The organism is Massilia pinisoli (genome assembly GCF_024753285.1).
GTDB lineage: Bacteria > Pseudomonadota > Gammaproteobacteria > Burkholderiales > Burkholderiaceae_D > Telluria > Telluria pinisoli.
On record NZ_JANUGW010000003.1, the window covers coordinates 144,666 to 158,866 of the forward strand.

The 14,201-nt window shown below is 63.5% G+C and carries 20 protein-coding genes; 19 read left to right on the top strand and 1 reads right to left on the bottom strand.

Annotated elements, in window-relative coordinates:
• The first annotated feature begins 2 nt into the window (after positions 1 to 2).
• The 16 genes from rpsN (at position 3) to dsbD (ending at position 9,963) form a co-directional block, all read left to right on the top strand.
• Positions 3 to 308, top strand: coding sequence for a 30S ribosomal protein S14 (gene rpsN, locus NX784_RS04880; protein ID WP_075794239.1), 306 nt, complete (start codon positions 3 to 5; stop codon positions 306 to 308).
• Positions 309 to 322: 14 nt separating this feature from the next.
• A complete protein-coding gene (rpsH, locus tag NX784_RS04885; RefSeq protein ID WP_036240352.1) occupies positions 323 to 718 on the top strand; it encodes a 30S ribosomal protein S8 in 396 nt (131 codons plus the stop codon).
• A gap of 10 nt (positions 719 to 728) precedes the next feature.
• A complete protein-coding gene (gene rplF / locus NX784_RS04890) occupies positions 729 to 1,262 on the top strand; it encodes a 50S ribosomal protein L6 (RefSeq protein ID WP_036240354.1) in 534 nt (177 codons plus the stop codon).
• Between the two features lie 12 nt (positions 1,263 to 1,274).
• Complete coding sequence (gene rplR, locus NX784_RS04895; protein WP_166857990.1) at positions 1,275 to 1,637, top strand: 50S ribosomal protein L18; 363 nt, start codon at positions 1,275 to 1,277, stop codon at positions 1,635 to 1,637.
• 12 nt (positions 1,638 to 1,649) lie between these two features.
• Entirely contained in the window at positions 1,650 to 2,168 is a 519-nt protein-coding gene (gene rpsE / locus NX784_RS04900; RefSeq protein ID WP_036240359.1) for a 30S ribosomal protein S5, read from the top strand.
• 11 nt (positions 2,169 to 2,179) lie between these two features.
• A complete protein-coding gene (gene rpmD, locus NX784_RS04905; protein WP_036240361.1) occupies positions 2,180 to 2,359 on the top strand; it encodes a 50S ribosomal protein L30 in 180 nt (59 codons plus the stop codon).
• Between the two features lie 27 nt (positions 2,360 to 2,386).
• Positions 2,387 to 2,818, top strand: a complete 432-nt coding sequence (gene rplO, locus NX784_RS04910; protein ID WP_036240364.1) for a 50S ribosomal protein L15 — start codon at positions 2,387 to 2,389, stop codon at positions 2,816 to 2,818.
• A 29-nt stretch (positions 2,819 to 2,847) separates the two neighbouring features.
• Positions 2,848 to 4,182 carry a preprotein translocase subunit SecY gene (secY, locus tag NX784_RS04915; RefSeq protein ID WP_258815555.1) on the top strand — a complete coding sequence of 445 codons (1,335 nt, stop codon included), beginning with the start codon at positions 2,848 to 2,850 and terminating at the stop codon, positions 4,180 to 4,182.
• A gap of 32 nt (positions 4,183 to 4,214) precedes the next feature.
• Complete coding sequence (gene infA, locus NX784_RS04920) at positions 4,215 to 4,433, top strand: translation initiation factor IF-1 (protein WP_005663428.1); 219 nt, start codon at positions 4,215 to 4,217, stop codon at positions 4,431 to 4,433.
• 39 nt (positions 4,434 to 4,472) lie between these two features.
• Positions 4,473 to 4,586 carry a 50S ribosomal protein L36 gene (rpmJ, locus tag NX784_RS04925; protein ID WP_005663407.1) on the top strand — a complete coding sequence of 38 codons (114 nt, stop codon included), beginning with the start codon at positions 4,473 to 4,475 and terminating at the stop codon, positions 4,584 to 4,586.
• A 16-nt stretch (positions 4,587 to 4,602) separates the two neighbouring features.
• Positions 4,603 to 4,968, top strand: a complete 366-nt coding sequence (rpsM, locus tag NX784_RS04930) for a 30S ribosomal protein S13 (RefSeq protein WP_036240369.1) — start codon at positions 4,603 to 4,605, stop codon at positions 4,966 to 4,968.
• Positions 4,969 to 4,982: 14 nt separating this feature from the next.
• Positions 4,983 to 5,387 (top strand): 30S ribosomal protein S11, encoded by a 405-nt coding sequence (rpsK, locus tag NX784_RS04935; RefSeq protein ID WP_036172227.1) that lies wholly within the window; start codon positions 4,983 to 4,985, stop codon positions 5,385 to 5,387.
• A gap of 236 nt (positions 5,388 to 5,623) precedes the next feature.
• A complete protein-coding gene (rpsD, locus tag NX784_RS04940) occupies positions 5,624 to 6,247 on the top strand; it encodes a 30S ribosomal protein S4 (protein WP_166857994.1) in 624 nt (207 codons plus the stop codon).
• A gap of 139 nt (positions 6,248 to 6,386) precedes the next feature.
• On the top strand, positions 6,387 to 7,364 hold the full coding sequence (locus tag NX784_RS04945) for a DNA-directed RNA polymerase subunit alpha (RefSeq protein ID WP_056449152.1): 978 nt from the start codon (positions 6,387 to 6,389) through the stop codon (positions 7,362 to 7,364).
• A gap of 117 nt (positions 7,365 to 7,481) precedes the next feature.
• Positions 7,482 to 7,877 (top strand): 50S ribosomal protein L17, encoded by a 396-nt coding sequence (gene rplQ / locus NX784_RS04950; protein ID WP_258815556.1) that lies wholly within the window; start codon positions 7,482 to 7,484, stop codon positions 7,875 to 7,877.
• Positions 7,878 to 8,016: 139 nt separating this feature from the next.
• Positions 8,017 to 9,963 (top strand): protein-disulfide reductase DsbD, encoded by a 1,947-nt coding sequence (gene dsbD, locus NX784_RS04955; protein ID WP_258815557.1) that lies wholly within the window; start codon positions 8,017 to 8,019, stop codon positions 9,961 to 9,963.
• Between the two features lie 99 nt (positions 9,964 to 10,062).
• Here the strand turns inward: dsbD and NX784_RS04960 are convergent, their stop codons facing one another.
• Positions 10,063 to 10,554: a Spy/CpxP family protein refolding chaperone gene (locus NX784_RS04960; RefSeq protein ID WP_258815558.1), complete on the bottom strand. Its 492-nt coding sequence runs from the start codon at positions 10,552 to 10,554 to the stop codon at positions 10,063 to 10,065.
• A gap of 227 nt (positions 10,555 to 10,781) precedes the next feature.
• On the opposite strand from NX784_RS04960, the gene NX784_RS04965 reads away from it, so the two are divergent.
• The 3 genes from NX784_RS04965 to NX784_RS04975 all read left to right on the top strand — a co-directional run bounded on the left by NX784_RS04965 (position 10,782) and on the right by NX784_RS04975 (position 14,199).
• Entirely contained in the window at positions 10,782 to 11,510 is a 729-nt protein-coding gene (locus NX784_RS04965) for a response regulator (RefSeq protein WP_091663854.1), read from the top strand.
• The gene (locus NX784_RS04970; protein ID WP_258815559.1) at positions 11,507 to 12,874 is read left to right on the top strand and encodes an ATP-binding protein; all 1,368 of its coding nucleotides are present in this window, start codon (positions 11,507 to 11,509) and stop codon (positions 12,872 to 12,874) included. The genes NX784_RS04965 and NX784_RS04970 overlap by 4 nt, the downstream gene beginning before the upstream one ends.
• Before the next feature lie 152 nt (positions 12,875 to 13,026).
• A complete protein-coding gene (locus NX784_RS04975; protein ID WP_258815560.1) occupies positions 13,027 to 14,199 on the top strand; it encodes an efflux RND transporter periplasmic adaptor subunit in 1,173 nt (390 codons plus the stop codon).
• The last annotated feature ends 2 nt before the right edge of the window (positions 14,200 to 14,201 follow it).

The window sequence follows — 14,201 nt, forward strand, 5'->3', positions numbered from 1 at the left end:
ACATGGCAAAACTTGCACTGATTAACCGCGAACAGAAGCGTGCAGACCTGGTGGAGAAATTCGCCGCAAAGCGTGCCGCTCTGAAAGCAATCATCGACGACCAGTCGAAGACCGAAGAAGAGCGTTACGAAGCACGCCTGAAACTGCAGGCACTGCCGCGTAACTCGGCCCCGTCGCGCCAGCGTAACCGCTGCGCCATCACCGGCCGTCCGCGTGGCACTTTCCGTAAATTCGGTCTGGCCCGTACCAAACTCCGCGAATTCGCCATGAAAGGCGAAATCCCGGGTATGACCAAAGCTAGCTGGTAATAGGAGAATAAGCAATGAGTATGAGCGATCCTATCGCCGATATGCTGACCCGTATTCGCAACGCGCAAGGCGTGCAGAAGACCACCGTCGAAATGCCGTCGTCGAAGCTGAAGGTTGCGATTGCCAACGTCCTGAAGGACGAGGGTTACATTGAAGATTACGCCGTGTCCACCGAAGGTGGCAAGGCTGAACTGAAAATCGGTTTGAAGTACTACGTCGGCCGTCCGGTTATCGAGCGCATCGAGCGCGTCTCCCGTCCTGGCCTGCGCATCTACAAGGGCAAAGACGAGATCCCTCAGGTCATGAACGGCCTGGGCGTGGCGATCGTCTCGACCCCGAAGGGTGTGATGACCGACCGCAAAGCACGCGCTACCGGTGTCGGTGGCGAAGTGATTTGCTACGTGGCTTAAGGAGTAGACGATGTCTCGAGTAGCTAAGATGCCAATCGCCGTCCCGGCCGGTACCGATGTCGCGATCAACGCGTCGTCGATCACCGTCAAGGGCCCGCTGGGCACCCTGACCCAGCCGCTGAACGGCCTGGTCAAAGTAGAAAACAACAACGGCACGCTGTCGTTCGACGTGATCGACGATTCCCGCGAATCGAACGCCATGTCGGGCACCCTGCGTGCACTGGTGAACAACATGGTGACCGGTGTCACCAAAGGTTTCGAAAAGCGCCTGACCCTGGTCGGCGTGGGTTACAAGGCTGCCGTCCAAGGCAACGCCCTGAACCTGTCGCTGGGCTTCTCGCACCCTGTGCTGCACGCGATGCCGGAAGGCGTCACCGCAGCAACCCCGACCCCGACCGAGATCCTGATCAAGGGTATCGACCGTCAAAAGGTCGGCCAGGTTGCCGCAGAAGTGCGTGCTTACCGCTCGCCTGAGCCGTACAAAGGCAAGGGTGTCCGTTATGCGGACGAAGTGGTGAAGCTTAAAGAAACCAAGAAGAAATAATCGGAGCTGACGATGGACAAGAAAGAATCGCGTCTGCGTCGCGGACGCCAAACCCGCATCAAGATCGCGCAGCTGGGCGTGAACCGCCTGTCGGTGCATCGCACCAACCTGCACATCTATGCGAACCTGATCAGCCCGGATGCGAAGGTCCTGGTTTCGGCTTCGACGCTGGAAGCAGAAGTGCGCGCCGAACTGGCTGGCAAGACCGGCGTGGGCGGCAACGTCGCCGCCGCTGCCCTGGTTGGCAAGCGCGTCGCAGAAAAAGCACTGAAAGCAGGGATCACCGAAGTCGCATTCGACCGTTCGGGTTTCCGTTACCACGGCCGTGTGAAGGCGCTGGCAGAAGCCGCGCGCGAAGCTGGTCTGAAGTTCTAAGGAAGAATCGTCATGGCAAAAATGCAAGCGAAAATGGCAAGCGACAAGCCGGATGATGGCATGCGCGAGAAGATGATCGCGATCAACCGCGTCACCAAGGTGGTGAAGGGTGGTCGTATCATGGGTTTTGCAGCGCTGACCGTTGTCGGTGACGGCGATGGCCGCATCGGCATGGGCAAAGGCAAGTCGAAGGAAGTTCCGGTCGGCGTGCAGAAAGCGATGGAAGAAGCCCGCCGCAACCTGATCAAGGTGCCCCTCAAGAACGGCACGCTGCAGCACAGCGTCACCGGCCGCCACGGCGCGTCGTACGTGATGATGTCGCCGGCCAAGCCGGGTACCGGCGTGATCGCAGGCGGCGCAATGCGCGCAATCTTCGAAGTCATGGGCGTGACCGACGTCGTCGCCAAGTCGACCGGTTCGTCGAACCCGTACAACCTGGTTCGCGCGACCCTCGACGGTCTGGCAAAAATGAGCACTCCGGCCGACATCGCTGCCAAGCGCGGCAAGTCGGTGGAAGAGATCCTGGGTTAAGGGGAACAACTATGGCAAACACCATCAAAGTCAAGCTGGTCAAAGGCCTGATCGGTACCCGCCAGGATCACCGCGCCACCGTGCGCGGTCTGGGTCTGCGTCGTGTCAACTCGGTTTCCGAGCTGCAGGACACCCCGGCGATCCGCGGCATGATCAACAAGGTCAACTACCTCGTGAAAATTGTCGACTAAGCTTCGGCTTGGTCAACGGAGAAAATAATGCAACTCAATACCATCCAACCCGCTGAAGGCGCGAAACACGCCAAGCGCCGCGTCGGTCGCGGTATCGGCTCGGGCCTGGGCAAGACCGCCGGCCGCGGCCACAAGGGTCAGAAATCGCGTTCGGGCGGCTTCCACAAAGTCGGCTTCGAAGGCGGTCAGATGCCTCTGCAGCGCCGTCTGCCGAAGCGCGGCTTCAAGTCGCTGAACGCTACGTTCAAGGCTGAAGTGCGTCTGTCGGACCTGAACAACCTGGCCGTCGCCGATGTCGATGTCCTGGTGCTCAAGCAAGCCGGCGTGCTGCCGGTCGTCGCTCGTGACGTGCGCGTGATCCTGTCGGGCGAAATCACCAAAGCGGTGAACCTGAAAGGCATCAAGGCGACCGCTGGCGCGAAGGCAGCGATCGAAGCAGCTGGCGGTTCGGTCGCCTAAACGCGACCGCTGCCTGATCGGAGCAAAAATTGGCGACTAATTCACAACTTGGTAAAAGTGCTGCTTCCGGCTTCCCCTGGGGCCGGTTGTGGTTCTTGCTTGGCGCGTTGGTCGTGTACCGTATCGGTGCTCACATCCCGGTCCCCGGGATTGACCCGATCGCCATGGCCCAGCTGTTCAAGCAGAACGAGGGTGGCATCCTGGGCATGTTCAACATGTTCTCGGGCGGCGCCTTGTCCCGCTTTGCCGTGTTCGCTCTTGGCATCACGCCTTACATTTCGGCTTCGATCATCATGCAGCTGGTGTCGATCGTCTCGCCGCAGATGGAGGCACTGAAGAAAGAGGGCGAGTCCGGCCGCCGCAAGATCACCCAGTACACCCGTTACTTCACGGTCGTGCTGGCTCTGTTCCAGGCGTTCGGCATCGCCGTCGCGCTCGAGGCGCAGCCTGGCCTCGTGCTCGACCCGGGCATGGGCTTCCGCCTCGTGACCGTCGTGACCCTGCTGACCGGCACCATGTTCCTCATGTGGCTGGGCGAGCAGATCACGGAGCGTGGTCTTGGCAACGGTATCTCGATCATCATTTTTGCCGGTATCGCAGCTGGTCTGCCGAACGCACTGGGTAGTCTGTTCACCCTCGTGTCGAACGGTTCGATCGGCAGCTTCTCCGCGATCATCATCGTGATTCTGGTAGCCCTGGTGACTTACGCTGTCGTGTTCGTCGAACGCGGTCAGCGCAAGATCCTGGTGAATTACGCGAAACGCCAGGTCGGTAACAAGATCTATGGTGGCCAGACGAGCCACCTGCCGCTGAAGCTGAATATGGCTGGTGTGATCCCGCCAATCTTCGCTTCGTCGATCATCATGTTCCCGGCCACGATCATCGACTGGTACACGCGTGGCAAGGACGTCACGAACCCGTTCGTCGGGTTCCTGAAAGACTTGGCTGCCTCGCTGAGCCCAGGCGAACCGATCCACGCGTTGCTGTATGCGGTGGCCATCGTGTTCTTCTGCTTCTTCTACACGGCGCTGGTATTCAACAGCAAGGAAACGGCGGACAACTTGAAGAAGAGCGGCGCGTTTGTTCCGGGCATCCGTCCGGGCGAGCAGACTGCACGCTACATCGACAAGATCCTGATGCGCCTGACCCTGGCCGGTGCGGTCTATATCACGCTGGTATGCCTGGTGCCGGAGTTCTTCCAGAGCCAGTGGAAAGTGCCTTTCTACTTCGGCGGAACCTCGCTCCTGATCATCGTGGTCGTCACGATGGATTTCATGGCGCAGGTGCAGAACTACGTCATGTCGCAGCAATATGAATCACTGCTGCGCAAGGCTAATTTCAAGGGCGGTATCCCGTCGCGTTAAGCGGCTGGCGTCCCCAGGAGTGAAGAGACCGAATGGCAAAAGACGACGTCATCCAAATGCAAGGGGAGATTCTGGAGAATCTCCCGAACGCGACCTTTCGCGTGAAGCTGGAAAACGGGCACGTGGTGCTTGGACATATCTCGGGTAAAATGCGAATGAATTACATCCGCATTCTTCCGGGTGACAAGGTAACGGTGGAACTGACCCCTTACGACTTGTCCCGGGCCCGCATCGTGTTCCGCACCAAGTAAAAACTAATCAAGTTATCGAATCTGGAAGAGAGTGCAAAAATGAAAGTTAACGCTTCAGTCAAGCGGATCTGCCGCAACTGCAAGATCATCAAGCGCAAGGGCGTGGTCCGTGTGATCTGCGTCGAGCCGCGTCACAAGCAGCGTCAAGGTTAATTTCGAGGAATAACGAATGGCACGTATTGCAGGGGTCAACGTCCCCAATCATCAGCACACCGTCATCGGCCTGACGGCAATCTATGGCATCGGCCGTACCCGCTCGAAGCAGATCTGCGAATCGACCGGCGTCGCGACGAACAAGAAGGTCAAGGACCTGGACGACAACGAACTGGAAAAGCTGCGTGATGCAGTCGGCAAGTTCGTCGTCGAGGGCGACCTGCGCCGTGAGCTGTCCATGAGCATCAAGCGTCTGATGGACCTGGGCTGCTACCGTGGTATGCGTCACCGCAAGGGCCTGCCGGTCCGCGGCCAGCGCACCCGTACGAATGCACGTACCCGCAAGGGCCCGCGCAAGGCAGCTCAATCGCTCAAGAAATAATCTAGGAACTGACCATGGCTAAGCAACAAAGCTCGGCGGCTGCAGCCCGCATCCGCAAGAAAGTCAAGAAGAACGTCGCGGAAGGCATCGCACACGTCCACGCATCGTTCAACAACACCATCATCACGATCACCGATCGCCAGGGCAATGCCCTGTCGTGGGCGACGTCCGGCGGCGCAGGCTTCAAGGGTTCGCGTAAATCGACCCCGTTCGCGGCGCAGGTCGCAGCCGAAGCAGCTGGCAAGGTTGCTCAGGAATACGGCGTGAAGAACCTGGAAGTGCGCATCAAGGGCCCGGGCCCGGGCCGCGAGTCGGCTGTGCGCGCGCTGAACAACCTGGGTATCAAGATCACCGAGATCCAGGACGTGACGCCGGTGCCGCACAACGGCTGCCGTCCGCCGAAGCGTCGTCGTATCTAATCTGCATCGGGCGGTTCGCCGCCTGTCGCAGTGCCGATACGCCACGCCGTGGTGTGTCAAGAATCGCCGGTGCAGTTAACCCAGAAATGGGTTATACTGCCCGGCTATTGTCGCCTCGGGCCGTCCGGCCATGAGGTTTTTGTAAGCCACGTCCGGTCTCATCGAAGAACTGGACTAGCGCCTGTTGCAGCCTGGCTGCATCCGGGGCGTGATCATTCAAACAAAGGAAGTTTAACGTGGCACGTTATATCGGACCTAAAGCAAAACTGTCGCGCCGTGAAGGCACCGACCTGTTCCTGAAGAGCGCACGCCGCTCGCTCGACTCCAAGTGCAAACTGGACGTCAAACCTGGCCAGCACGGCGTCAAGTCGGGCCAGCGTACGTCGGACTACGGCAACCAGCTGCGTGAAAAGCAGAAGGTCAAGCGTATCTACGGCGTGCTGGAGCGTCAGTTCCGCCGCTACTTCGCCGAAGCGTCGCGCCGCAAGGGCAACACCGGTGAGACCCTGCTGAAGCTGCTGGAATCGCGCCTGGACAACGTCGTCTACCGCATGGGCTTCGGCTCGACCCGCGCCGAAGCGCGTCAGCTGGTCAGCCACAAGGCGCTGACCGTGAACGGCAACGTCGTGAACATCGCTTCGTACCAGGTCAAGACCGGCGACGTCGTCGCTGTCCGCGAAAAGGCCAAGAAGCAGACCCGTATCGTCGAAGCGCTGTCGCTGGCCGAGCAGGTTGGTTTCCCGAGCTGGGTGTCGGTCGACGCCAAGAAAATGGAAGCAACCTTCCGCGCTTACCCGGAGCGTAACGAGATCGCTGCCGACGTCAACGAAGCACTGATCGTCGAACTGTACTCGCGTTAATCGATAAAAGCGCCCTCGGGCGCTTTTATCCGCATTACCGGATTCGCTTTGCCGCCTGCTCCCAGAAGCAGGCGTTTCCACTACTGATGCCATCAGCCTTATCGGTGTAACGAGCCGAGGGTATTGAAAAGGACATTCCATGCAAAATAGTTTGTTGAAGCCACGTATCATCGACGTCGAAACCCTCGGCGCCGGCCACGCGAAAGTCGTGATGGAGCCGTTCGAACGTGGTTATGGCCACACGCTGGGCAACGCGCTGCGCCGCGTGCTGCTGTCGTCGATGATCGGCTACGCGCCGACCGAAGTGACGATCGCCGGCGTCGTGCACGAGTACTCGTCGCTGGACGGTGTGCAGGAAGACGTCGTCGACCTGCTGCTGAACCTGAAGGGCGTCGTGTTCAAAGTGCACAACCGTGACTCCGTGACGCTGACCCTGAAGAAGGAAGGCGAAGGCCCGGTCCTGGCATCCGACATCGACCTGCCGCATGACGTGGAACTGATCAATCCGGACCACGTGATCGCCCACCTGACGGCCGGCGGCAAGCTGGACATGCAGATCAAGGTCGAAAAAGGCCGCGGCTATGTGCCGGGTAACGTGCGCCGCCTGTCGGAAGACACGAACAAGACCATCGGCCGCATCATCCTGGACGCATCGTTCTCGCCGGTCCGTCGCGTGTCGTACGCCGTGGAATCGGCCCGTGTCGAACAGCGTACCGACCTGGACAAGCTGATCATCAACATCGAGACCAACGGCGTCATCACGCCGGAAGAAGCGATCCGCCAGTCGGCCCGCGTCCTCGTCGACCAGCTGAACGTGTTCGCCGCCCTGGAAGGCACGGAAGCCGCTGCGGAAGCCCCGTCGCGCGCACCGCTGGTCGATCCGATCCTGCTGCGTCCGGTGGACGACCTGGAACTGACCGTCCGTTCGGCAAACTGCCTGAAGGCCGAGAACATCTACTACATCGGCGACCTGATCCAGCGTTCGGAAAACGAGCTGCTGAAGACGCCGAACCTGGGCCGCAAGTCGCTGAACGAGATCAAGGAAGTCCTGGCTTCCCGTGGTCTGACCCTGGGCATGAAGCTGGAAAACTGGCCGCCCGCAGGTCTGGAGAAGTAATTGCATCACCTGCCCGGGCAATGTTGCTCGGGCAGTTTTTAACCTTGAACCGGTCCGCGGTCACGCGTGTGCGTGAACGATCGAAGAACTGGATGTAAAACATCGAAAGGAAATACCATGCGTCACCGTCACGGCCTTCGCAAGCTGAACCGCACTTCGTCCCACCGTCTCGCCATGCTGCGCAACATGACCGTCTCGCTGCTGCGTCACGAAGCGATCAAGACCACCGTTCCGAAAGCCAAGGAACTGCGCAAAGTCGTCGAGCCGCTCATCACCCTGGGCAAGAGCGACACGCTGGCCAACAAGCGTCTGGCATTCGCCCGCCTGCGCGACCGCGAAATCGTGCAGAAGCTGTTCGCCGAAATCGGCCCGCGCTACAACGCGCGTCCGGGCGGCTACATCCGCATCCTGAAGATGGGCTTCCGCGTTGGCGACAACGCACCGATGGCGTTCGTCGAACTGGTCGACCGTCCGGAAGTCTCGTCGGCTGACGAAGCACCGACCGCAGAGTAATCGCGTGTTGTGTTCATGAAAACCAGGCCACGCGCCTGGTTTTTTTTCGTCTGCGCGGCCCAACGGTGGCAAGGTCATGCCGTGCAGCAGAGCCGGACCCGGTGTACCATCATGATGCGTTGAACCAATCTCTCGATCCATGCCCCGATTCCCCTTCCTGACGATCGTGCGCCTGCTGGCCGCGCTGCTCCTGGCCTGCCTCGCCATCGCCCCCGCGGCCCGTGCCGACGAGGACTTCCTGCCCCCGGAACAGGCGTTCAAGTTTTCCGCGCACATGGCGGATGCGCACACGGTCGTCGTCAACTACGCGATCGCCGACGGTTATTACATGTACCGCGAGCGCTTCCACTTCAGCGCCGCCGGCGCGAAGCTGGGCGAGCCCGTGCTGCCGGCCGGGAAGGTCAAGTACGACGACACGTTCCAGAAAAACGTCGAGACTTATCACAACGGCGTCGAGATCCGCATCCCCGTCGACGCGACCGGACCCTTCACGCTGAACGCCTCCGGCCAGGGCTGCGCCGACAAGGGCTTGTGCTATCCGCCCCAGGACGCGTCGATCCGGCTCGCGCCGGGCGCGGCGGCAGGCGGCGCCGCAGGACCGCAGATCAGCATTGCGCCGGGGCAGGGCGGCGGCTTCGCATTCCCGGGGCAGGCTGCCCAGCCGGCGCCGCAAGTCGATATGCCGGCCGCGCAGCCGGTGCCGGTGCCGGCCGCAGCACCGTCGGTCGCAGCGCCGGCCGCCGGAGCGCCGGCCGCCGGATCGCCGGCCGCCGGATCGCCGGCCGCAACAACTTCCGTCGCAGCGGCGACCCAGCGGTCCGAGCTGTCCGGCATCGCCTCCCTGCTGCAAGGCGGCCGCCTGCTGGCGATCATCCCCGCGTTCATCCTGCTGGGCCTGGGCCTCGCGTTCACGCCGTGCGTATTGCCGATGGTGCCGATCCTGTCGTCGATCATCGTCGGCGAGGGCAAGGACGTGCACCGCACGCGCGGCTTCGTGCTGTCGCTCGCGTATTCGATGGGCATGGCGATCGTCTACACGGCGTTGGGCGTGGCCGCCGGCCTCGTCGGCGAAGGACTCGCGGCCGCGCTGCAGAACCCGTGGGTACTGTCCGCGTTCGCGCTGCTGATCGCGGCGATGTCGCTGTCGATGTTCGGCGTGTTCCAGCTGCAGGTTCCCGCCGCGCTGCAGACGCGTCTTGCCACCGCATCCGGGCGCCAGGCGTCCGGCAAGCTGGCCGGCGTGTTCGTGATGGGTGCGATCTCCGCGCTGATCGTCGGCCCGTGCGTGGCGGCGCCGCTCGCCGGAGCGCTCGTGTACATCAGCCAGACGCGCGACGTCGTCATCGGCGGCGCCGCGCTGTTCGCGATGGCGATCGGCATGAGCATTCCGCTGCTGCTGGTGGGCGTGTCTGCCGGTTCGCTGCTGCCGCGCGCCGGCATGTGGATGGAGTCCGTGAAACGGTTCTTCGGCGTGCTGATGCTGGCGATGGCCTTGTGGATGGCCGCGCCCGTGCTGCCGGGGCTCGTGCAGATGCTGCTGTGGGCCGCGCTGCTGCTGGGCTATGGCGTTTATCTGCTGCGCGGCCTCGGCCAGCGTGGCCATCGGGCCGGCCCCGCCATCGGTGCGGCGGCCGTCGTGCTCGGCGCGATCCAGCTGGTGGGCGCGGCGAGCGGCGCGCGCGATCCGCTCGCGCCGCTGGCCCGCTTCACGGGCGGCGCGCCGGCGCAGTCCCTCGCGTTCACGCGCATCAAGACGATGGCCCAGCTCGACGCTGCGCTGGCCGCGACCGGGAGCCGCACTGCGATGCTCGATTTTTACGCGGACTGGTGCGTGTCGTGCAAGGAGATGGAAAAGCTGACGTTCGTCGATCCGGCCGTCAAGGCGCGCCTGGCGAACACGGTGCTGCTGCAGGTCGACGTGACGGCCAACGATGCGGACGACCGGGCGATGCTCAAGCGGTTCGGCCTGTTCGGGCCGCCGGGCATCATCCTGTTCGACAAGCAGGGCAAGGAAATCGCGGACAGCCGCGTGATCGGCTACCAGGACGCGAGGAAATTCCTGCAGTCGTTAAGTAAGCTGATGTAGGGTGGACGGGTCTCCCGTCCACGCGTCCAATCCGGGCGCGCATTGCGGCAGAGCTCGCGGCAGTTGAACGCGTGGACGGCAAGCCGTCCACCCTACGCATCAGCCCTGCGCGGTATTGCCGCGGTGGCCGTGCCCAAAGCGGCCGTGGCCGAAATGCGATGCCTTCTCGTCAAACGTCTTCTTCTGGTCCGCGCTCAACGTGGAATAGAACGTGTTGAGGGCACCCTGGCGCTGCTCGAGGGCGGCCGTGCGCTGCTTCTGCATCTCGATCATCTTCGCCATGCGTTCCGGCGCCGTCAGGTGGGTCCAGGCGGCGCGGTCGTGCTGCGCGTGCGCCGGCGGCTGCATCGCGTTGACGAAGGCGGTCCAGGCGCTTTCCTGCGCGGGCGTGATCTTCAGCTCGTCGTGGAGCTTCGCGATGCGCTGTGCCCGGAATTGCTCACGCTGTTCCGGCGTCAGTTTCTCGTGCTGCATGCCGTGGCGGGCCTGCGGTGCGCTCTGGTCCGTCGTCTGGGCGTGAGCGCCCAGTGCCGTGGCGCCGAGGGTCAGCGCGGACAGTGCGGCGAGGAGGTGTTTGCGGTAGGTTTTCATCTCGTATCCTAGTCAGGGTTGAACGTGGCGAACGGCCACACGTTGTCATCTTGCTCCGATCGGCGGCTATCACGTCGTCTTCGCATGCCGTTCATCATGGGCTGGAGTTGTAAGCGCAGCGTTTCCGCTGCCTCGTTCTTTGTATCAATTTGTTTCCGTGGAAGATCCATATACACGCCGATACAAAGTCGCTGTTCAGGGGCGCGGCAAGTCGCGATAATGACGACATGGACAATCCATCTACCATCCTGATCGTCGACGACGACCGCGATATCCGCTCGCTGCTGGCCGATTACCTGGAAGCGAACGGCTACCGCGCGCTGGCCGCGGCCGACGGCACCGCCATGTGGAAAATCCTCGACGAATCTCGTCCGGACCTGATCGTGCTCGACCTGAACCTGCCGGGCGACGACGGCCTCACCCTGTGCCGCAAGCTGCGCGCGCATTCGACGATGCCCGTCATCATGCTGACGGCCCGCAGCGAGCCGCTGGACCGCATCCTCGGCCTGGAAATGGGCGCCGACGACTACCTGCCGAAGCCGTTCGAGCCGCGCGAACTGCTGGCGCGCATCCGCAGCGTGCTGCGCCGCAGCCACGCGATGCCGCCGACGTCGCAGGCCGAGAACGTGCAGCAGATGAAATTCTCCGGCTGGACGCTCGACCTCACGGCGCGCCACCTCGTCAACCCGCAGGGCGTGATCATCATGCTGTCGGGCGCCGAGTTCCGCCTGCTGCGCGTCTTCCTCGAACACCCGAACCGCGTGCTGAACCGCGACCAGCTGCTGAACCTCACGCAGGGCCGCGACGCCGATCCGTTCGACCGCTCGATCGACATCCAGATCAGTCGCCTGCGCCAGAAGCTCGGCGAAGATGCGCGCATGCCGCAGATCATCAAGACCGTCCGCAACGGCGGCTACGTGCTGGCCGGCCAGGTCACGGTGGAGCCGAGCGCGTGAGAGCTTTCCTCGGCTCGATGACGGGCCGCGTGTTCGCCACCCTGCTGCTCGGCATCCTGATCACGGCCGCGCTGACGCAGCTGCTGGCCGATACCGAGCGCGCGCACGTCATCGACGAGTTCCGCGACCTGCACAACCTCGACCGCGCGGAACAACTGATCATGGCCACGGAGATCGTGCCGGAATCGGCGCGCAAGGCCTACCTGGACGTCGCGAACCGGCCCGGCATGCAGCTCGTCGACGTCGACACCGTCCCGGCCGGGATGGCGCCGACCAATTCCGAATTCGCCCGGGCGCTGGCCGCGCGCATGGGCAAGGGCTACGTGATGCGCTCGCTGGCCGCGCGCCCGGCCGCGTGCGCGACGGCGCGCGAGCAGCCCGTCGTGTTCGGCCTGCTGCGCATGAAGTGGCGCGGCACGTGCGAGAGCATCAGCGTGCGCCTGCGCGACGGCGACGAGCTCGTGCTGTCCGTGCTGCCGCCGCGTTCGGCCACGTCGCCGCAGCGCACCGACTACAGGTGGACGATCTCGTTGACCCTCGTCAGCGTCGCCTTCCTCGCCTACCTCGTGGCGCGCATGACGACGCGGCCGCTGAAGCAGCTGGCGCAGGCCGCGAAGGATCTCGGCAACGACATCAACCACCCGGCGCTCGACCTCACCGGTGCCGACGAGATCCGCCAGGCCAGCGCCGCGTTCAACGCGATGCAGGCGCGCATCCGCCAGTACATCTTCCAGCGCACGCAGATGCTGGCCGCCATCACGCACGACCTGCAGACGCCGCTCACGCGCATGCGCCTGCGCCTGGAAAAAGTCGGCGAGCAGGAATTGAAGGAACGGCTGATCGGCGACCTGTCGGCGATGCAGGCGATGGTGCGCGAAGGCCTCGACCTGGCGCGCAGCATGGACGCGAACGAAGCCATGCAGATGCTCGACCTCGACTCGCTGCTCGATTCCGTCGTCGCGGACGCGGCCGAGAGCAGCCAGCGCGTGACCTTGTCCGGCCACGCCGGCATGGCGCTGCTGGGTCGGCCGAGCGACCTGCGCCGCTGCCTCGTCAACCTGATCGACAACGCCGTCAAGTACGGCCATGCCGCGAAGGTCCACGTCGACCGCATCAACGGGGCCGCGCGCATCCGCATCCGCGACGCCGGCCCCGGCATCCCCCGCGCCGAGCTCGCGCACGTGTTCGACCCGTTCTACCGTGTCGAAACGTCGCGCTCGCGCGAATCGGGCGGGACGGGCCTGGGCCTGACGATCGCCCGCAACATCGCCGAGCAGCACGGCGGCAGCATCGCCCTCGTCAATCACCCGGAAGGCGGGCTGGAGGCGACCCTGATGTTGCCGGAATATTACCCGGGCAAGTAATCGAGACACCGCGTGCAACGCCGCGGCAAATTCTCGCGGGTAGAAACATTCCAGATACACCCGTGTGGGAGAATCGCCGCGAAGGCTGAACGCCTGACTCATCGCATCAAACATAACGAGATCGACCGCGCGACAGCGGCACAGGGAATGGAATGAAAAGCAAAACGATCGGGATCATCGCCGCTGCCGCCGTGGTGGTCGGCGCCGGTACGTGGTGGTTGAACCGTGGGGCCGAATCGCACGGCGGCGAGGCCGGTGCCAAGGACAAGGGCGCGCAGCCGCCGGCCGTCGTCAACGTCGTGACGCCGCAACGCCAGGACGTGGCCGTCGTCCAGCAGGCCAACGGCACCGTGACGCCGATCCGTACCGTCGACCTGCACCCGCAGACGACGGCCACCATCCGGCAAGTCCACATCAAGGAAGGCCAGTTCGTCAAACAGGGCGAGCTGATGTTCTCGCTGGACGACCGCGCGGACCGCGCCAACCTCGACAAGGCCCAGGCTCAGGTCGAGCGCGACCGCGCGTCGCTCGCGGACGTCGAGCGCCAGTTCAAGCGCAGCCAGGACTTGTTTGCGCAACACTTCATCGCCCAGAGCGCCGTCGACACCTTGCGCGCGCAGGTCGACCAGGCCCGCGCCACCTTGCAGGCCGACGCCGCGGCCGCGCGCGCGAACAGCGTCGCGACGAGCTACACGGCGATCCGCGCGCCGATGTCCGGCCGCGTGGGCGGCATCGGCGTCTATCCGGGCAGCCTCGTGCAGCCGGCGACGTCGCTGACGACGATCACGCAGCTCGACCCGATCACCGTCGCGTTCACGTTGCCGGAATCCAGCTTGCCGGCGCTGCTCGCGGCGCAGAAGCGGGGCAAGGTCGACGTCGAGGCGCTGCCCGGCGCCGACCTGGCGCCCGTGAAGGGCCAGCTCAGCTTCGTCGACAACACGGTCGACCCGCAAGCCGGCACGATCAAGGTGAAGGCCGAGTTCGACAACCGCGAGACCACCTTGTGGCCCGGCCAGTACGTGAACACGAAGGTCGTCGTGCAGACCTTGAAGGATGCCGTCGTGATCCCGCAGAACGCGATCATCACGAATGCCCAGGGCACGTTCGTGTACGTGCTCGAGAAAGACCGGTCGGCCCGCCTCGTGCCCGTGCAGCGCGTGTATGGCGCAGGGCTGGACGCGGCCGTCAGCGGCCTCGCCGGCACCGAGCAGGTGATCACGGACGGCAAGCAGAACGTGCGTCCCGGCGCCAAGGTGCGCCTCGCGTCGGAACCGAACAAGGGCAGTGACAACGGCAAGGCCGTCCACGTCGCCGACAAGGGCTGAGC